The sequence below is a fragment of the Sphingobacterium sp. UBA2610 genome, from assembly GCF_002339225.1.
Classification (GTDB): Bacteria; Bacteroidota; Bacteroidia; order Sphingobacteriales; family Sphingobacteriaceae; genus Sphingobacterium; species Sphingobacterium multivorum.
In genome coordinates, this window is sequence record NZ_DDKA01000011.1 from 39506 (window position 1) to 59231 (window position 19726).

Consider the following 19726-nt stretch of genomic DNA (forward strand, 5'->3'; position numbering starts at 1 on the left):
TTCATTATTTTACTGTTATCGTTGTTGGCGGATCAGTACTGTTATCCTCGTCATTTTTTTCTTCCTTGTTTGTATTTCGTTCTACAGTGATGGTACATTCTGTAAGCAATGCTGCGACAGCACCAATTGCTGCAAAAACAGGTGCTAAGATCAAGCCTATTGCGCCGATAGTCACCGGAAAACTCATGATTTCTTTACCATGTTTGTCCGCAATGCTGATTTTGCTCACATTGCCCTCGGCAATGATTTCCTTGATTTTCTGTAAAAGGTTTTCACCGTTAATCTGAAATGTTTCTTTGAATCCCATAATGCTATAATTTAAGTTCGCTCCTATAAAGTTATTCATTTTTTTACAGGAATCCGTATAAAGTTAATTGCATTGTTTGTTGCTGAGCAATTATAAAGTGCACTGTTTAAACGGGAGAACTTCATGTTGCATTTTTACTTTACAAGTTTATATCGTGCATCCTTAACATATATATTACCTGTGAATGGCCAACCGAAATTCTCTTGAACCGCCTGTTTAGCATTTTGCAGAAACCGGATTTTCGGTGTGTAAAAGCTAGGAACCGACTTCATCATTTACACGATTATTTAACGTAAATGATACGGATATAGGACGGAGCTTATTCGGTTGCGACCGAATAAGCTCCGAAGAAGTACCGAACAAGCACCGAAGAAGCACCGAAGGATCTCCGAATTTGATTATCTTGAAATATAAAAAAAGTCCCGCGCAGCGCACGGGACTTTTTACAAAATTTATTAGCTCTATTGCATAGGTCTTAGCCCAATGCTATTAAGCTTTCTTCAAGAATTTTAATCTTTGCTTCGGCATCTGCCTTTTTACTTTTTTCGTTTTCAACAATTTCAGGTTTAGCATTTTGCACAAACCGCTCATTGGAAAGCTTTTTGTCTACAGATACAAGGAAACCTTTTAGGTATTCCAATTCTTTGGCAATACGTTCACGTTCAGCATCCGCATCAATATTGTTCTCCAAAGTAACATAACATTCGTCTTTGCCAGCAAGGAAACTTGCGGCTCCGGCTACTTTCTCAGAAACAAAAGTTACGCCTTCCAAGTTTGCAATTTTGGTAATGATGTCAATATATTGTGCTAAATTGATATCTGATTGTTGATTGATAGCCAATGGCAATGCTACTTTAGGGGAGATACCTTTAGAATTGCGGATATTGCGAACTTCCGAAATAATTTGCTGAGCGACAGCGAAATCTTTGATAAGCTGCTCATCAAAATCAGTTGCTGTCGGATAAGCGGCGACGATAATGCAATCTTTCTCGTCTTTCACACCGAACAGTTCGTCGTGCCACAATTCTTCTGTTAGGAAAGGCATGAAAGGATGTACTAAAGTGAGTATACGTTGGAAAAAAGATTTTACTGTTGCTAAGGTTTCGCTAGAAATAGGGGAGCCATAAGCCGGTTTCACTAATTCAAGGTACCAGGCACAGAAGTCATCCCATACCAATTTGTAGGTTGTCATCAATGCATCTGATAAACGATAGTGTTTGAAGTTTTCTTCGATATCGACCAAGGCTTGATTTAACCTTGCTTCAAACCAAGATGCCGAAATCTTATCTGAATCCGAAGCTGGAGTAGCTGTAATTTCCCAGCCTTTAACCAAGCGGAATGCATTCCAGATCTTATTGGCAAAATTACGGCCCTGTACACAAAGTTCTACATCAAAAGGAAGGTCATTACCTGCTGGAGCAGTCAATAACATGCCCATCCGCGTAGCATCTGCACCATATTCATTCATTAAATCAATCGGATCAGGAGAGTTGCCCAGTGATTTAGACATTTTACGGCCCAGTTTGTCGCGTACAATACCCGTGAAATAAACATTTTCAAAAGGCAATTGTCCGCGGAATTCATATCCTGAAACGATCATACGTGCTACCCAAAAGAAAATGATGTCTGGGGCAGTGACTAAATCTTGCGTAGGGTAATAGTAGTTGATTTCTGCATTTTCCGGTTCGTTGATGCCATTGAAAACCGAAATTGGCCATAGCCAAGCTGAAAACCAGGTATCAAGCACATCCTCATCTTGACGTAGATCGGTCAATTGAAGCGTTGTATTACCTGATTTTTCCTGCGCTAAAACAAGGGCTTCTTCAACCGTTTGTGCAACCACAAAGTCTTCGTTTCCATCGCCATAGAAATAAGCCGGTATTTGGTGCCCCCACCACAATTGTCTTGAGATATTCCAGTCGGTAACATTCTCCATCCAATTGCGGTAAATATTTTTGAATTTTGTCGGATGAAATTTAATGGTATCGTCCATGACGTTATCCAATGCAGGTTTTGCCAAGTCTTCCATTTTAAGGAACCACTGATTAGAGATTTTAGGCTCAATAACAGCACCTGTTCGCTCTGAAGTTCCAACATTATTGGTATAGTTTTCAACTTGCTCCAATAATCCTTTTTCCTCCAGCTCTTTCTCGATTTCCTTGCGGACTTTAAAACGATCCATACCGGCGTAATGCAGGCCATTGTCGTTTAGTTTTGCTTCGTCGGTAAAGATGTCGACAAATTCCAGGTTGTGCTTTTTACCTAGTGCGTAGTCATTCACATCGTGCGCTGGAGTAACTTTAAGGCATCCTGTACCAAACTCCAAATCGACATATTCATCTTCAATGATGTTCACTTTTCTACCAACGATCGGCACAATGACTTGCTTTCCTTTTAACCAGGTGTAGCGCTCATCATTGGGATTGATACACACGGCTGTGTCACCAAAGATGGTTTCAGGACGGGTAGTCGCCACAACAATATATTGATCTGTTCCCTCAACCTGATATTTCAGGTGGTATAATTTGCCGTTTTTCTCTTTATAAATAACCTCTTCGTCTGAGATATTTGTTTTTGCTTCAGGATCCCAGTTGACCATGCGGTAACCACGATAGATTAATCCTTTATGATATAGATCGACGAATACACGGATAACAGATTGGTATAATTCTGGATCCATGGTAAAACGTGTACGATCCCAGTCACAGGAAGCGCCAAGTTTTTCGAGCTGTTTTAGAATAATACCACCGTATTTTTCCTTCCATTCCCAAGCATGTTTTAAGAAATCTTCACGAGATAAAGATCGTTTATCAATTCCTTGTTCTTTCAACATAGCGACGACCTTAGCTTCAGTGGCAATGGAGGCGTGATCGGTCCCCGGTACCCAACAAGCGTTTTTCCCCTGCATACGTGCCCGGCGAATCAAAACGTCTTGAATGGTATTATTCAGCATATGCCCCATGTGCAATACTCCCGTGACATTCGGAGGGGGCATCACAATCGTGTAAGGTTCACGTTCGTCCGGGGTGGAACGGAAAAATCCATTCGCTTTCCAATAGCTGTACCATTTTTCTTCAGCTTCTTTTGGATTGTAAGTTTTCGCTATGCTCATTTTAAATTTTTGTATTCAAACTTTTAAGGAACACAAAAGTAAGGAATTCTATGTTATTTTCCTTAGTAATCCATTGATCTTGTTCTCAAACAAAAAGAAGTTATGAATAATGGCTAAGCAATACGTTTAATGAGGATCCTCCTAAGCAGAAGAGGCGTTTATTGCAGTGAGGTAAAGCATAACGTAAGATTTATACTTTTTTAATCTTTTCTTCATATTACTAAGTAATTAGCCCGTATTTCATGTAAATTAATGTAAATTTGCCTGTTTTATTTTTACACGAAGGGATGCAACGATTTGCTAATGAGCTTAGAGCTTTAACACAGTATTTTCTGTTCTGGTTAATTATCTGTTTTATAGATAGATTGATTTTTGTTATTGCTTTTTTTGAGAAGATAGGTTTTTCTAATTTCACAGAAATTTTCAGGATTTATTACCATGGTCTGAATCTGGATTTTTCTGCAGTCTCCTATATCTGTGCATTACCATTTCTGGTGTATTGCCTATTAAGTTTCTTTCCAAAACTGAAACCCAAAAGACTGATCCTCGATATTTATACCATTATCGTCCTGGTATTGTTCTTTGTGACAAGTTTTATCAATGTCAATATTTATCGGGAGTGGGGCGACAAGATTTCTAAACGTGCCATAGATGCATTTTTTGCTTCGCCTTCGGGTGCCGTCGCTTCGGCTGAATCCACGCCGGTGTTTCTCCCCATCGTTGGGATGTTGATCGGTATATTCTGTGGTTATTTTCTGTACCGTTGGATGTTTAAAAAAGTCTCTTTTTTCAATATCAAATCTCCTGTAGGTAATTTTTTCAAACTGGCAATCGGAGTCTTTGTACTTTTCACGTTTATCCGCGGTGGTTATGGGAGAGCGACACTAAACCCTAGTAAAGCCTATTATTCCGAGGAAACGTTTTATAATCATGCAGCGGTTAATACCCAATGGTCTTTTTTACGGGATTTCTTTGCCGAAAGTACCAAACTGAAAAACCCCTATAATTATTACGCGGATCAGAAGGATATTCAGGACAAGCTACGACCCGCCTTTCAAAGCCAACCTGATTCTGCCGTTGAGGTATTGTCAACGACTCGTCCGAATGTCGTTATTATTTTGTTGGAAAGTTTTGTCGGCGATCTCATTCAGTCTCTTGGCGGGGAAAAGGGAATTACGCCACACATGGAAGAATTGATTAAAGGCGGTATTTTGTTTGACCATATTTATTCTGCTGCTGATCGATCCGATAAGGGCATGGTAGCGGTGTTGAGCGGTTTTCCGGCACAAGGACCCGAGAGTATTATCAAGTATATCGACAAACATGAAAATATGCCTGCCATTGGACAGGAGTTCGATCATGCCGGCTATGAAACATCATTTTATCATGGTGGTCAGAGCGAGTTTTACAATTTTAAATCGTATATGCTGACGCATGGGATGTCTAGGGTGGTGGATAATGCCAATTTTGGATTGGATGCAGAACGTGCCTCATGGGGTGTATATGACCATGTGGTCTTTAATCAGATGATCAAGGATTTTAAAAAAGAAAAACAACCTTTCTTTTCGACGATCTTTACCTTAATTAATCACGAACCATTTGAGTTAAAACACGGCTATAAATTTGGCAATGCTACCAATGCGGATAAATTCCGAAGTACGGCAAACTATACGGATTCAGCTGTTTTTGATTTTATCAATAAAGCTAAAAAGGAAGCTTGGTATAAAAATACCCTTTTCGTAATTGTGGCTGATCATGGACATCGCCTTCCTTCAGAAAAATGGGAGCTATTTCACCCCAATCGCTTTCATATTCCGCTGATCTTTTTCGGTGATGTGATCAAACCTGAATATCGTGGGAAAATATTCAATAGAATCGGCAATCAAACGGATTTGGCGACTACCTTATTGACACAACTGAAACTCCCTACAGATCGTTATCATTGGAGCCGGGATCTTTTTAATCCGACGACACCTCAAATAGCGTTCTATAATTCCAAAGATGCCTTTGGAGTGATCACACCTCAACAGGCTGTTTCTTTTGATAATGTAGGACGGATTATTAATTATAGGTCCCATAAGGAATATCCCGCTGGCAAAACAGACAGCTTATTGAATATCGGTAAAGCGTATTATCAAGACGTATATCGTGAATTTTTAAAATATTAGAGCTATGAAATTAAGAGGAGTATTTGCACCTTATTTTGCTGTCGCAATTCGTTTTATCTTTCTTTTGGTCATCTATGCGTTATTGCGATTGGGGTTTTATGGCGTCAATGCTTCCTTATTTCCCCATGTCGATGCAGGTAAGCTCTTGGTGATGTTTGCGGGTGGTGTACGATTCGACATTGTAGCCCTGCTGTATTTTAATATTCTTTATATTGTGATGCTGACTGTTCCAGGTCCGTTTAAATCGAATAAAATCTATCAAAAAATTGCAAAATGGATCTTTGTCGTGACCAATTCAATTGGTATAGCGTTAAATCTGATTGATTTTGCCTACTATCCATTTACCCTAAAAAGGACGACAGGAACGGTAATTGACCAATTTTCCAATGAATCCAACCTGTTGAAGCTGGCTTTTGATTTCTGTTTGGATTATTGGTATCTCATTATAGTGTTGGTACTGGTTGTGTATGGTTTGATTAAATCGTATAAGCTTATTCAGATTGAAAGGACTACGAAATATAGCTGGAAGTCATTTTTGATCCAATTGCCTTTATTTTTACTGACTGCTTTTCTTTTCATAGGTGGTGTGCGTGGCGGTTGGGCCCATAGTACCCGTCCCATTACATTGAGCAATGCGGGTGATTATGTGGAGACACCGGAAGAAATGAATATTGTGCTGAATACGCCATTTAGTATATTGAAAACATTGAAGGCTGTTAATCTTAAACCTGTCCATTATTATTCCGAACAAGAGCTTGAACAGTTATACAATCCTATTCATGTACCGCAATCAGACCAGCCCTTTGCGAAGAAAAATGTCGTCGTTCTGATTTTAGAGAGTTTTGCAAAAGAACATTTTGGTGAGTTGAATAAAGATATCCAAGATGGAAAATACAAAGGTTATACGCCTTTTTTGGATTCATTAATCCGCAATGCTTACACATTTACAGATACTTATGCCAATGGCCGTAAATCAATTGATGCTTTACCATCAGTCATTACCGGCATTCCTTCCATTGGTGAGCCTTTTGTGCTTTCGATATATTCTGGAAATGAAACCACAAGCTTAGCGAAGCTTTTAGGGAAAAAGGGATATGAGACTGCTTTTTTCCACGGAGCACCCAATGGCAGCATGGGCTTCTCCGCTTATATGAAACTGGCGGGTATCCAGCATTATTTTGGTAAAAACGAATATAACAATGACGCTGACTTTGATGGTATATGGGGAATCTGGGATGAACCGTTTTTGCAATTTGTAGCGAACAAGATCAACACGTTTCATCAGCCATTTTTCGCTAGTTTCTTCTCTTTATCTTCGCATCACCCATTTAAGGTACCTGAAAAGTATCAGGGGAAATTTCCTAAAGGACCTTTGCCCGTACAGGAACCCATTGGATATACCGATAATGCGCTGCGTGAATTTTTTGCAACAGCATCGAAAATGCCCTGGTACAAGAATACCGTATTTGTTATCTGTGCAGACCACGCTACTGTAAGCTACCTGCCGGAATATCAAACGGCAGCAGGGGGCTTCCAAATCCCTATTATATTTTATGCACCCGGTGATAATCTAGTTGGCAAAGCGGATAAACTGGTACAGCAAATAGATATTATGCCTACTATTTTGAATTATCTGCACTATGATGAGCCTTATTTCGCATTTGGTTCAGATGCCTTCAAACCGGGTAAGGATAATTTTGTGCTTAATAATAACTCAGGAAGCTATAATCTCTACTATAAAGATTATATGATGTCTTATGATGGACTGAAAGTGACTTCATTTTATGATCTTAAGAAGGACCGCTTGATGAAACAGGATCTGTTAAAACAACATCCGACGGTATTGGATACGATGGAGACCAAGATGAAAGCTTTTATCCAGCAATATAACAATCGTATGATTGAAAACAAGCTGACCTATAAAAAATAACAGCCGGTTTTCTACCTGCTTAATCTAGCGCGAATGCTTCTATCGATAATAAACAAAATCAAATCATAGACGAGGTAGATCAGGGGTAAGGTGAAGATGACCAACAGGATAAAACCGCGGGACTTTTCGTCAAAGACTCCATTGACAAGATAGTTGGCCAGACTGGACCAAAACCAGATGAACAAGTAGAAAGAGCTTGGAATGATTAGATTTCCAAGTAGGAGTGCATAGCGGTATCGGCCAGTTTTGTATTTTAGATAAATACAGCGGATATGCAGGCAGAGCAGGCATATTGACCCGATCAGGGCGAGCAGCTCGGGATGTACCCAAAGAATTGCTTGTGCTAACATGGAGGTTTTTAAGCCAACTTCAATATGAAAACTCTCTTTCTTTTCTACCTGATCAATTCTCCAGTGAACAATGGAATCTGTTTGTAATTTGGCTGTTCCCAGATCCTGTGTAAGTACATCCATCTTCCCGTCGAGGTGCAGATACAGTTCAATCGGGCCAAAAGACGACCAGTACCTGGAAGGGAATAGGAGGTAGTCAATTTGGTATCTGGTCCGAATATCCCGTCGGTCATAGCCCATATAAGCGCTGTATTGAACCTGAATGCTGTTATCACCTTTGTGAAGCTTAGCGGTAAAATGAAATGCATCATTCAGCGAAATACTTTTCCATTCATCGCTGTCGTAGCTGATTTCATAATAGCCATCCTTTAAACGTAAAAAGGGAAATTTTGAACCGGGCTGATCCATTTTTTTTCCTTCAATTTCGTTCTGATTGACAAGGATGCGATCCAATCCGTCCATATTTAAAGCGAGAAATACCAGTGGTAATTCGATAGCCTCTTCTGCATGGATGTTATAGACAATGCTGAAGTGACTGCGATAGTCCGAATTATAATCAGCAGTGTCTGCCAAAAGATGAATGTCAATACGCTCATTGGTAACTTTCAGCTTTGCGGCAGGAACAAGCTGTCCTGTTATGCTATGGGGGCTCATTGGATTTGCCATGTTGGCAAACAATGTCATTACAGCGAGTAATAGATATACAGTTGTTAGTAGAATTTTATACTTCATTTGCTTGATATTGTTTGCTTAACATCAAGTTTCATATTCGTATGCCGGCCTTTAAATGACAGTGTCGGTTGTATATTAGGATATGCTTGATCTTTAACAAGATGAAAGTAAAAATTAAAAAGGAGAAATTAAAAAGGCGATTTATATTCGTCTATCTCCGATTCATATTTGTCAAGTATATTGCTTCTATTCCGATGTCAATAAAAAACTTCATGATTTCGCAGGCACCCACAGCAATGGAAGCGAACTGAAGGTTATTTCTGGCCAATAATAGGAGACTCTTTCAGAAAAAAAAGACCCATGCCGCAAAGCATAGGTCTTTTATATTTCCAATTTTATTGAGGTTTAAACACCCAACAATAAACGAGCTGGATCTTCTAATAATTGTTTTACACGAACCAAGAAGCTTACTGATTCACGGCCATCGATGATGCGGTGATCATAAGAAAGTGCGATATACATCATTGGACGGATTACCACCTGACCATTTTCAGCAATAGGACGTTGGATAATGTTGTGCATACCCAAGATTGCGGATTGTGGAGCATTGATGATTGGCGTAGACATCATTGATCCGAATACACCACCGTTGGTAATTGTAAATGTACCACCGGTCATCTCGTCAATCGTTAATTTGTTGTCACGTGCTTTAACGGCAAGTGCAGCGATTGCTTTCTCGATTTGTTCCAATGACATTGCATCAGCGTTACGGATAATCGGAACAACTAAACCTTTAGGGGCAGAAACCGCGATTGAAATATCTGCGAAATCAGAATATACAATCTCGTTATCTTCGATACGTGCATTTACGGCAGGCCATTCAGCTAATGCAGTTGTTACAGCTTTTGTAAAGAATGACATGAAGCCAAGACCGATTCCAAATTTCTCTTTAAAGGTATCTTTATATTTAGCACGAAGATCCATGATCGGCTGCATATTGACTTCATTGAATGTTGTCAACATAGCCGTTTCGTTTTTAACGGCAACTAAGCGTTTCGCGATTGTTTTACGTAATGAAGATAATTTCTCACGACGTTCGTTTCTTGCACCCGCTACCGGAGCAACTGTCGCAGCAGGAGCAGCGGCAGGTTTTGCTGCTGGTGCAGCAGCTTTAGCGACAGGTTGAGCTTTTTCGGCATCTTCTTTTGTGATGCGACCTTCTTTACCTGTTCCTTTTATTGTAGAAGGATCAATTCCTTTTTCTCTTAAGATTTTTGCAGCAGCAGGAGAAGCTGTACCAGCAGCATAGCTATCTGGATCTTCATCTTTTGCAGCGGCAGCCGCAACTGGAGCTGCATTTGACGCTTCTGCAGCAGGGGCAGCAGCTGGAGCTGAACCACCGGCAGGAGCAGCGCCTTCTTCAATTGTACAAACAACGGCACCGATTTCTAAAGTATCACCTTCTTGTGCAATGATTCTTAAGATACCCGCTTTCTCAGCTGGTAATTCAAACGTTGCTTTGTCTGATTCCAGTTCGGCGATGTTTTCATCCATCTCCACATAATCGCCATCTTGTTTCAACCATTGTGATAAGGTTACCTCCGTGATTGATTCACCTACGGTTGGTACTTTAATTTCTAAGCTCATATATAATGTTCTTTATTGACAATTGCGTCCTATAGCTAAGACGCAATTGATTTTAAATTGTTTTTATTCGAATGATTTATTTAAGATTTCTGCTTGCTGTGCAACGTGTTGTTTCATGTAACCCGTAGCCGTACTTCCACTTTCTTTACGGGCAACAAAACCTGTAAATGCAATCTCAGTACCCATTAGTTTACGGCAGTAATAAGACCATGCGCCCATGTTCTCATTTTCTTCCTGAACCCAAACAAATTCTTTTGCCTTGTTGTATTTTTTACGGATTGCTTTCAATTGCTCTGTAGGAATTGGGAATAACTGCTCCAATCTCACGATAGCGATATCTTTGCGTTTTTCCGCCTCTTGTTTCTCTAATAGGTCGTAGTAAACTTTACCCGAACAGAATAACACGCGTTTAACGTCTTTCGCCGCAACATTTGCATCATCAATTACCTCTTGGAAAGCAGCTTCTGTAAAATCTTTTAACGGTGATACCACTTTAGGGTGGCGCAACAATGATTTTGGCGTAAATACAACCAATGGTTTACGGAACTCACGTACCAGTTGACGACGTAACAGGTGGAAATAGTTAGCTGGAGTAGTACAGTTTGCTAAGATCATATTCTCATCTGCACATAACTCTAAGAATCTTTCAATACGCGCTGAAGAGTGTTCAGGACCTTGACCTTCCATACCATGAGGAAGCATCATCACTAAACCGTTAGAACGTTTCCATTTTGTCTCTGCACTCGATAGATATTGATCGACGATGATTTGAGCACCGTTGTAGAAATCTCCAAATTGAGCTTCCCAGATTGTCAACGAATTTGGATTAGAAGATGCATAACCATATTCAAATCCCAAAACAGCATATTCGGAAAGTAATGAATTGTAGATAGAGAATTTATCACCACCTTTAATATTCGCTAAAGGAACGTATTTCTCTTCCGAATCTTCAAGTGTCAATACCGCATGACGGTGCGAGAATGTACCACGTTGTACATCTTGACCCGAGATACGTACACGGTTACCCTGATCCAATAAAGTCGCGTAAGCCATCAATTCGCCCATTGCCCAATCGTATGAATCAGCAGTGATCATTTTGGCACGATCTTCAAATAAACGTGTGATCTTACGGAAGAATTTTTTATCCGAAGGTAAGGTCGTGATTTCTTTCGCTAATTTTAAGAATAAATCCTTTGCAACTTTCGTTTTATCCGAGGTTGTTAATACTTCACCTTTTTTAGCGGGACGTAATCCTTCCCATGCTCCTTTAAACATCGGAATTTCTTCAGTCAATACCTCAACTGTTTTAGCTTCCTCAAATTTAGTTTGCAATTCAGCCTTAAATTCCTTTTCGATATTTTTTGAATACGCCTCGTCAATACTTCCTTCAGTAATTAATTTTTTAGCGTAAACTTCTTTTGGGTTTGGATGTTTTTCGATGATTTTATACAACAATGGTTGCGTGAATTTCGGTTCATCTGCCTCGTTGTGTCCAAATCTTCTATAACATAATAGATCGATAAATACGTCTGTTTTATATTTTTGACGGTATTCAACAGCTAAATTAATCGCATAAACTACCGCTTCAGCGTCATCACCGTTCACATGGAACACGGGTGAAGAAGTGATTTTTGCGACGTCTGTACAATATGTTCCAGAACGCGCATCCTTATAGTTCGTTGTAAAACCGATCTGGTTGTTGATCACAATATGTACCGTACCACCAGTTTTGTAACCATCTAATTTCGACATTTGGGTTACTTCGTATACCACACCTTGTCCAGCAATTGCTGCGTCACCATGAATAATGATCGGTGCAATTTTAGACGAGTCACCTTCGTATTTGAAGTCAATCTTAGAACGAACCATGCCTTCAACGATTGGATCTACAGTTTCTAAATGCGAAGGGTTCGGTGCCAAACTTAAATGGACAGATTTGCCATCGTTTGTTTTAACCTCAGAAGAAAAGCCCAAGTGGTATTTTACGTCACCACCAAAGTTTACTTCAGGATCATCAGCGTAGGTCTTACCTTCAAATTCAGAGAATACTGATTTGTAAGATTTACCCATGATATTAGTCAAGACATTCAGACGGCCACGGTGAGCCATACCGATAACGAATTCCTGGATACCGATTTCTGCACCTTTTTCAATGACCGAATCTAATGCTGGTATTAAACTTTCTGCACCTTCCAACGAGAAACGTTTTTGACCTAAAAACTTAGTGCCTAAAAAGTTTTCGAATACAACGGCGTGGTTTAATTTGTTTAAAATTCTCTTTTTGGTATCCAACGAAAATTTTGGCATGTTGCGATCCGCTTCCATGCGGTCCTGTAACCATTTAATTTTTTCTGGATTACGGATATATTTGAATTCTGCACCAATAGAACGGCAGTAAGTATCCTCCACCAATTGACGGATGTCTTTCAATGTTGCTGGACCTAAACCGACTTCAACACCAGCATTAAAAACGGTGTTCATGTCTGCTTCTGCAAGACCAAACGTTTCCAATTCCTTTCCAGGATAGTATTTACGTCTTTCACGAACAGGGTTAGTGTGTGTGAATAGGTGGCCACGGTCGCGGTAGCCATTGATCATGTTCAGCACATTGATTTCTTTCAATACGTGCTCGGGAGTAGCCTCGCCTACTGAACTTGTTGTTCCGCCAGCATTTTGACCGAAATCAAAACCTTCAAAGAATTTTTGCCATCCGAAATCTACCGATTGGGGATCTTGCTTGTACGATTGATATAAGCCATCGACATAAGCCGAATCAGCATTACTCAAATATGTCAGATTGTCCATTTACAATTAAAACTATGAAATTTGTCAAAGTTATGAATAAAAAAAGAGTTTCTAATACTGAAATTGAATAATTTAATCAATAAACCTATCCAATTCTTAACATTTTTAGCATGATTTAAAAAGGGCTTCCAGCGTCCTACAAATTTATTTTCTATTGGAATTATTTATTTCTGCCGAAGATTTATTTAACAAGTATTTCGTCCAATTTTGGAAGTCCATTTGGGAAATGAGTTTTGATCAATTTTTGCCAGTCCAGCGCTTTATTGTCTTTTTCGCTTGTCCCAACTCCGGCAATATGAGACCACTGTCCGTAAACAGTTGCCGGAGAATAGTCTAATAGGTGCTCCTCGTACCAGGAAGCGCCACGAAGCCAGTTGACCTGGTACTCATGAACTAAATAGCTGGCTGCGATTAAGCGTGCTTGATAAGGGATATAGCCGGTCTTCTGTAACTGGATCATCACACTGTTTATAAAATCATGTTCCGTGTGGCCCGATTTCCATTTTTCAAATAATTCTTCATTCCCGTCTAAGGCCGGATGATCCTGAGGGGAGCTGTTTTTAGTGCCTTGTGGCTTAAAGAATATATTCGGATATTTTTTAAGCATAAACCTAAAATAATCGCGCCAGAGCAGAATGTCGACAATCTTTTCAAATCGTTTGTCTTTCTTACCTTCACCAAGTTTTTTGATATTGTTATAGAGTAAAATAGGCGACAAGGCCCCTGACGCTATAAAAGGCCCTAGAATCAAAGGGTCCTGTTCTGTCTCCGGAAAGGTTGACAATAGCGCATGCATAATACTAAGCGCAGTGTCTTCGCCACCGAGAATATAGATGTCATCAACAGATTTGATCTCCTCTTCTGAATAGCCCAAATCTTTTAATGAAGGAATTTTGGTGTCCTCAAGATGGGGCGGCGTAAGGAAATTGGTCGGAAATGGGATGGGTTGCCTCACCAGACTTTCCCGCTCTACTTTTTTCTTGAAAATGGAAAAACCATTGGGTATGTCTTTAATAGGGAAAGGAAGATCTTCCTTATGGTAGAGGGTGTGACCGATGAAATGGCGCAAATTTATTTTGCTGCTCCAAAGCTCACTTTCTACTTTTTCCGAAATAGAAGTTTCCCGAAGTGCCACCTCGCGGTGATGATAAACTTCGTTGACTTGGTATTTTTGTGCTATTCTTGGGATAATATCTTCAGGTTTGCCAATATAAGTCAACAAGTCGCTACCATGACTCTTTAATTTTTCTTTTAAAGCGGTCACGGCTTCAATGACAAAGGCCGCTCGCAGAACACCTGTGTTTAAAGTGCCAAATTGATTGCGGTCGAAATATCGGGGGTCAAAACAGTATACCGGGATGATGAATGAACTTTTTTCAGAAGCTTGATAAAATACTTCATTGTCATGAAGTCTTAAATCATTTCGAAACCAGATCATTGTAGCCCTTTTGTCCATAGAGGTGAAGATAAATACTTTTTAGTGCAGCCTATTTTCAGAAGATTTACAAATATATAAGGATATTGTGTTCTTGAAAGTATTTATGCGCGAATTGACAAAAAAAGGACAATGGCGGTACTTGTTTGGATGGTTTACGCTATTTTGGTTAGGAAAAAATAAAAATAGTGTTAAACTTATTTGAGGTTTCTCTGTTCTAAAATCAGGGAATTATGATATTTGTAAGTTATTTCCGTTACTCTTGAAACAATCCGAGTAATATACTAAAAGCGTAAGAAAAACATGGAAAAGATTGCTGCATCACCAATGGAACCGTCCTAGGGATTTTATTCGTTTTAGCGAATAAAAAGGTAATATATAAATTCAGCGTACTAGGAAGGAACGATCCTATTTAATGGCTCACGATCGTGAGAACGAATCATTAAATCGTGGTAGTTTCAAAGCCAAAAATATAGAGAATTCGAATGAAAAAGGTTTTAATCAGCGGGCTAAATACCTATTTGGGACGACGGGCATCCTGTTATTTGCAATCCAGCGATTTTGATGTGACTGGATTAGTGCGCAACTTATCTCTTTTTAATAAAATAGTAAAGGAAAAGGTGACGGCAAAGCTTTTTGAATTGGACCTGTTGCGAAAAGGGGAAGCTTTTGAGAATTTTCAGATTGCTGATCTCAATTTTGGAATTTATTTTACACAGGTTCCCTCACTTGACAATGATATACAGCTTCAGCTTGAATTGCTTGGTCTGCGTAATTTCGTGGAAATTTGTAGACGTGCCGGAAATAACCGCGTCATTTATGTCGCGAGGCTAATGGATGAACATTTTTTGGAGCCTGTGCGCGATCTGCTGGAAAATTTACGCGTCCAATATACCATCGTGATTAAAAGTAGCGTCATCGGGAAGGAGAGTGTCTTGAACCGCATATTTGCGAAACTTGCCAAACGGCAGACCATATTTTATTGGAACTGGGTGGCTTCCCTGAAGTTTCGCCCCCTGCCTTTGCTCGATGTTTACCGCTGGCTACGAGAAATGCCTTGGGAAAATAATTTTATATCAGAAGTTATTTACCTCGGTGGCAATGAGGAAATGACATTTAGAGGCTTATTTTACCATTTCCTGAAGTGCACTTCCGAAGGCCAAAAGAGAGAAATAGGCGTCAATAAATTCTTTGCTAAGCTCTTGTTGACAAGGTTGAATGATATCAATAAAGAAGATATTGATGAATTTAGGCGAGTACTTTATTATGAGAAAAATGTAGATAATTCAACTTGGCAGCGCGTACAGGCATTTGAATTTACGCCCTTGAAATCCTATGTCTGCATGGATACCTAGGTAATGGTTGAGGTTGTTATACTGATGATAAGGGAGCGGGATCCAAGATCGCTAAAGGTTTTTTCTTTATATCCTGTTTAATAAATTATTCTGTTAAATTTGTGGATTAACATGTTGAAGCAGATTTAATATATGGGATACAATAGTTTAGAAGCATGTGTTGCGGATCTTGAAAAACATGGTCATTTAATCCGGATCAAAGAAGAGGTCGATCCCTATTTGGAAATGGCCGCCATCCATATGCGGGTGTTTGATGTTGAAGGGCCCGCCTTATTTTTTGAAAATATCAAAGGTTCGGAATTTCCGGCTGTATCTAATTTGTTTGGAACGCTGGAACGCTCGAAGTTTATGTTCCGGGATTCGTTAGACCACCTGAAGAAATTGGTGGATGTTAAGATGAATCCTGCTGCAGTACTTAAAAATCCTTTTCAATATATTGGTTCCTCGATGACAGCCCTTGGGGCTTTACCCTGGAAAAAAAAATCGGGGGCTCCCATACTTCATGGTAAAACATCAATTAGTAAACTTCCGCAGATCGTCAACTGGCCAATGGACGGCGGTGCTTTTGTGACGATGCCGCAGGTATATACAGAAGATGTTGCCAAACCCGGTATTATGCAGGCCAATCTGGGGATGTATCGGATTCAGCTTTCTGGGAATGATTATCTGCCTGATCAGGAGATTGGTTTACATTATCAGTTGCATCGTGGTATCGGAATCCATCAAACTAAGGCAAATGCGCTCGGTAAACCTTTAAAGGTGAGTATTTTTGTCGGCGGACCGCCAGCACATCCCTTGTCTGCTGTAATGCCGCTACCGGAAGGACTCTCTGAGATGATCTTTGCGGGGGCATTGGGAAATAGAAGGTTCCGTTATTTTTATGATGATGAAGGTTTTTGTATCTCGGCAGATGCAGACTTTGTGATTACCGGTACTGTTTATCCCAACGAAAATAAACCGGAAGGTCCTTTTGGTGACCATATCGGATACTATAGTTTAACTCACCCGTTTCCCTTGATGAAGGTGCATAATGTGTACCATAAGAAAAATCCAATTTGGTCTTTTACCGTTGTGGGACGACCGCCGCAGGAAGACACCAGTTTTGGTGCCTTAATCCACGAAATTACGGGGGCGGCCATTCCAAAGGAGATTTCAGGTCTCCATGCAGTTAATGCTGTTGATGCCGCTGGTGTACATCCCTTACTTTTTGCAATAGGGTCTGAACGGTATACGCCTTATCAGCGTGTGGATCGACCGCAAGAAATTTTAACGATAGCCAATCAGATACTGGGTAAAAATCAGCTCAGCCTCGCTAAATATTTGTTTATTTCAGCAAATGAAGATAATCCGCAATTGGATATTTATGATATTCCGGCTTTTTTGGGTCATATCCTTGAACGCATAGACCTTACTCGAGATGTTCATTTTCAGACTAATACGACTATCGATACCTTGGATTATTCTGGCGATGGATTAAATACCGGTTCCAAGGTGGTTTTTGCTGCCGCTGGTACAAAGAAAAGAGAATTGGGCCGTGAATTGCCGGCTGGTTTTGAACTACCCCGACCTTTCAATCAGGCAAAATTTGTTATGCCCGGTATTATTGCCATTGATGGTCAGGCATTCACTACTTACGAGCATGAGCCGAAAATAATGGCCGAATGGTGCCGCGCTGCCGCAGGGCTCGCCTGGGAAGGTTTCCCGTTGATCGTCTTATGTGATGATGCTCACTTCACCGCCGCTACCGTCAATAATTTTGTTTGGACAACGTTTACCAGAAGTAACCCTGCGTTTGATATTTATGGAATACATAGTTTTACAACATTTAAACATTGGGGTTGTAAAGGACCGCTAATTATTGATGCGCGGACAAAACCCCATCATGCGCCGGCGTTGATTAAAGACGAAGCGGTGGAAAGGCGTGTGGATCAACTTGCTGCAAAGGGAGGGTCACTACACGGAATTATTTAAGAGCGCTAATTCCTGTTCATTCAGGTTTATGGTTGAAAAATTAATTTAGAATAGATTTTAAAAGGTTTAATATCAAGATGACTACAACAGAATTATTGAATAAATCAAAAGGAAGCGAATTACAGTTTCAGGAAGTATTGGCGCATATTGCCGATCAGTACAGCTATAGTCCCAGTGCATTTCAAAATGGGACGCTGAAAAATTCGAAAGAAGAAAATCAAGGTAGTGCAAAAGTTTTCTATTTTGCACAGTTAAATAATCTTTCGCAGGAGGATACATTGCGCCTTTTTGCCGAACATTATCGAAATGTACTCGATAATCCAGACGGAGATGGCCACCAGAACATTCGTCAATTTAGGACAAATGGTTGGGATGGGATCCTGTTTGAGGAAGAAGTACTGGTGAAAAAATAATAAATTTAACCTAGTAGCGGTAAAAACCTGAGATGCACAGGAAAACATCTTGTTGTGGCAGTTTTGAAAAGACAAAATTGAAATGGCCATTCCACAGGGTAGCATAGGTGCTACACGATAACGAAACCACGGGAATAGAGAGGGCAGTAACAATAGATTACTGCCCTCTCTTTTTCAACTATTTTGTCAGCTAAGCGGTTGGCTTAAGCATTACTTTCGCAATCCTGGTCTTTGTTCCCACCAAAATAAACCATCCAGCAGATACCGAATTGATCCTGAAAAGCGCTGTATAGTTCGGCAAAAAATGTTTCGCCAAGTGGCATTTCAACGACCTTTGCATTGGTGCTCAGTGCATCGTACAAAGCTTTCGCTTCGGTGGTGCTTTCGCACATCAGCATGACATAGCTGTTGTTTCCTTGGATATATTGTTGTCCAAAAGCAGGAACAACATCAGCTCCCATCAGCATACTATCGCCGTTGATCGAAATTGCTGTATGACAGATTTTGTTTTTTGCTTCGTCTGGAACAGGTGGCATCTGTGGGTCGGCAGGGATATCTCCATAACGCATGAAGCCAGGATTTTTTGTATTGAAGACTTTTTCATAAAAGTTGAATGCTTCTTCACAGTTTCCGTCGAAATTTAGATAAGCGTGTAATTTTGCCATGATTTCTAATTTTTGAATATAATGATTACTTCTTTTAACTCTTTTCTCAATTTTTCCTTCTTTTAAGACTATAAATAAATAGCTTGGAAGCACATTGGTAAAATTAAGCTGAAGTTTTCTTAAAAATCTTGCCTTAAGGCAAGATTTAAAAAAGTAGTCCTTTGGGCGTTACCACGGTTTAATTTCCGTGGACAATTTCTTTCCGGATGCGGCTTAGGGAAGTGTCGGTGATGCCCAGGTAGGAAGCAATATGCTTGAGTGGTGCCTGCTGTATCAATATTGGTTTTTCTTTTATCAAGCGCAAATAGCGGGTAGTAGCAGGTTCGGTAATCATGGCAATAGCCCTATTTTTACTGTGAACAAGTTCCTTGGCCATCCAAGAACGCCCCCATTCCCTAAATTCAGGAATCTGATGAAAAAGTTCCTGAAAATCTTCAAACTTTATTTTCCAGAGACGGGTTTCCATGAGTGCCTGGATATTTTCCACCGTTGGATGGCGTTGAAAAAAAGAGGCGACTTCAATGACAACATCATTGTCCGTACAGAAGCTTATGGTAACTTCATTGCCTTCATAATCGTGTAAAAAGGAGCGTGTAAGTCCATACTCAATCAAGTAATAAGCATTTGAAACCTGTCCTTTGGTCAATATAAAATCGCCCTTTTTGACGGTTATGGCTTCATGTTTTTCTGTAATTGCAGTTAATTCCTGAGGAGTTAGTGCAAGCTCACTATAGAAGGTTCTAATTAGATCCATGTCCTGGTTATTTGATTACGAAGTTAATTTAACGATTAATCTGCAGATCAATTGTTAATAGATTGTGTGATTATTGTAAACAAATAAGTGTTTCATTGATAATTTTGTTTGTTTTGAAAAGTATTTTTGATAAAAATATAAT

At 39.8% G+C, this 19726-nt stretch carries 13 protein-coding genes; 5 read left to right on the forward strand and 8 right to left on the reverse strand.

Features of this window, described 5'->3' with window-relative positions:
- Positions 1-4: 4 nt before the first annotated feature.
- Together B4Z47_RS07665 and B4Z47_RS07670 are read right to left on the reverse strand one after the other, a co-directional pair.
- Positions 5-346 carry a DUF4342 domain-containing protein gene (locus tag B4Z47_RS07665; RefSeq protein WP_236560276.1) on the reverse strand — a complete coding sequence of 114 codons (342 nt, stop codon included), beginning with the start codon at positions 344-346 and terminating at the stop codon, positions 5-7.
- 436 nt (positions 347-782) lie between these two features.
- Positions 783-3419, reverse strand: a complete 2637-nt coding sequence (locus B4Z47_RS07670) for a valine--tRNA ligase (RefSeq protein WP_115046700.1) — start codon at positions 3417-3419, stop codon at positions 783-785.
- Positions 3420-3706: 287 nt separating this feature from the next.
- Between B4Z47_RS07670 and B4Z47_RS07675 the strand changes: the two genes are divergently transcribed.
- Together B4Z47_RS07675 and B4Z47_RS07680 are read left to right on the forward strand one after the other, a co-directional pair.
- On the forward strand, positions 3707-5587 hold the full coding sequence (locus tag B4Z47_RS07675) for an LTA synthase family protein (RefSeq protein ID WP_070562944.1): 1881 nt from the start codon (positions 3707-3709) through the stop codon (positions 5585-5587).
- 4 nt (positions 5588-5591) lie between these two features.
- Positions 5592-7517 (forward strand): LTA synthase family protein, encoded by a 1926-nt coding sequence (locus tag B4Z47_RS07680; RefSeq protein ID WP_115046702.1) that lies wholly within the window; start codon positions 5592-5594, stop codon positions 7515-7517.
- Between the two features lie 11 nt (positions 7518-7528).
- Here the strand turns inward: B4Z47_RS07680 and B4Z47_RS07685 are convergent, their stop codons facing one another.
- From B4Z47_RS07685 to B4Z47_RS07700, 4 genes are all read right to left on the reverse strand, one after another.
- Positions 7529-8599: a hypothetical protein gene (locus tag B4Z47_RS07685; RefSeq protein ID WP_147281989.1), complete on the reverse strand. Its 1071-nt coding sequence runs from the start codon at positions 8597-8599 to the stop codon at positions 7529-7531.
- A gap of 345 nt (positions 8600-8944) precedes the next feature.
- Positions 8945-10186, reverse strand: a complete 1242-nt coding sequence (gene odhB, locus B4Z47_RS07690; protein WP_115046705.1) for a 2-oxoglutarate dehydrogenase complex dihydrolipoyllysine-residue succinyltransferase — start codon at positions 10184-10186, stop codon at positions 8945-8947.
- Positions 10187-10249: 63 nt separating this feature from the next.
- Positions 10250-12991 (reverse strand): 2-oxoglutarate dehydrogenase E1 component, encoded by a 2742-nt coding sequence (locus B4Z47_RS07695; protein ID WP_115046707.1) that lies wholly within the window; start codon positions 12989-12991, stop codon positions 10250-10252.
- A 181-nt stretch (positions 12992-13172) separates the two neighbouring features.
- Entirely contained in the window at positions 13173-14429 is a 1257-nt protein-coding gene (locus B4Z47_RS07700) for a deoxyribodipyrimidine photo-lyase (protein WP_236560275.1), read from the reverse strand.
- A gap of 482 nt (positions 14430-14911) precedes the next feature.
- On the opposite strand from B4Z47_RS07700, the gene B4Z47_RS07705 reads away from it, so the two are divergent.
- From B4Z47_RS07705 to B4Z47_RS07715, 3 genes are all read left to right on the forward strand, one after another.
- Entirely contained in the window at positions 14912-15781 is an 870-nt protein-coding gene (locus B4Z47_RS07705) for a hypothetical protein (protein ID WP_115046710.1), read from the forward strand.
- A gap of 132 nt (positions 15782-15913) precedes the next feature.
- Complete coding sequence (locus B4Z47_RS07710) at positions 15914-17752, forward strand: UbiD family decarboxylase (protein WP_115046712.1); 1839 nt, start codon at positions 15914-15916, stop codon at positions 17750-17752.
- Between the two features lie 77 nt (positions 17753-17829).
- The gene (locus B4Z47_RS07715) at positions 17830-18165 is read left to right on the forward strand and encodes a HopJ type III effector protein (RefSeq protein WP_115046714.1); all 336 of its coding nucleotides are present in this window, start codon (positions 17830-17832) and stop codon (positions 18163-18165) included.
- Between the two features lie 203 nt (positions 18166-18368).
- Here B4Z47_RS07715 and B4Z47_RS07720 read toward each other — a convergent pair whose 3' ends face one another.
- The gene (locus B4Z47_RS07720; RefSeq protein WP_070562920.1) at positions 18369-18830 is read right to left on the reverse strand and encodes a VOC family protein; all 462 of its coding nucleotides are present in this window, start codon (positions 18828-18830) and stop codon (positions 18369-18371) included.
- A gap of 178 nt (positions 18831-19008) precedes the next feature.
- On the reverse strand, positions 19009-19584 hold the full coding sequence (locus B4Z47_RS07725) for a Crp/Fnr family transcriptional regulator (RefSeq protein ID WP_070562917.1): 576 nt from the start codon (positions 19582-19584) through the stop codon (positions 19009-19011).
- Between the last annotated feature and the right edge of the window lie 142 nt (positions 19585-19726).

Bases quoted from the DNA above. Each gene is read 5' to 3' on its own strand.
- B4Z47_RS07665 (WP_236560276.1), bottom strand. From the start codon at position 346: ATGAATAACTTTATAGGAGCGAACTTAAATTATAGCATTATGGGATTC.
- B4Z47_RS07670 (WP_115046700.1), bottom strand. From the start codon at position 3,419: ATGAGCATAGCGAAAACTTACAATCCAAAAGAAGCTGAAGAAAAATGG.
- B4Z47_RS07675 (WP_070562944.1), top strand. From the start codon at position 3,707: ATGCAACGATTTGCTAATGAGCTTAGAGCTTTAACACAGTATTTTCTG.
- B4Z47_RS07680 (WP_115046702.1), top strand. From the start codon at position 5,592: ATGAAATTAAGAGGAGTATTTGCACCTTATTTTGCTGTCGCAATTCGT.
- B4Z47_RS07685 (WP_147281989.1), bottom strand. From the start codon at position 8,599: ATGAAGTATAAAATTCTACTAACAACTGTATATCTATTACTCGCTGTA.
- odhB (WP_115046705.1), bottom strand. From the start codon at position 10,186: ATGAGCTTAGAAATTAAAGTACCAACCGTAGGTGAATCAATCACGGAG.
- B4Z47_RS07695 (WP_115046707.1), bottom strand. From the start codon at position 12,991: ATGGACAATCTGACATATTTGAGTAATGCTGATTCGGCTTATGTCGAT.
- B4Z47_RS07700 (WP_236560275.1), bottom strand. From the start codon at position 14,429: ATGATCTGGTTTCGAAATGATTTAAGACTTCATGACAATGAAGTATTT.
- B4Z47_RS07705 (WP_115046710.1), top strand. From the start codon at position 14,912: ATGAAAAAGGTTTTAATCAGCGGGCTAAATACCTATTTGGGACGACGG.
- B4Z47_RS07710 (WP_115046712.1), top strand. From the start codon at position 15,914: ATGGGATACAATAGTTTAGAAGCATGTGTTGCGGATCTTGAAAAACAT.
- B4Z47_RS07715 (WP_115046714.1), top strand. From the start codon at position 17,830: ATGACTACAACAGAATTATTGAATAAATCAAAAGGAAGCGAATTACAG.
- B4Z47_RS07720 (WP_070562920.1), bottom strand. From the start codon at position 18,830: ATGGCAAAATTACACGCTTATCTAAATTTCGACGGAAACTGTGAAGAA.
- B4Z47_RS07725 (WP_070562917.1), bottom strand. From the start codon at position 19,584: ATGGATCTAATTAGAACCTTCTATAGTGAGCTTGCACTAACTCCTCAG.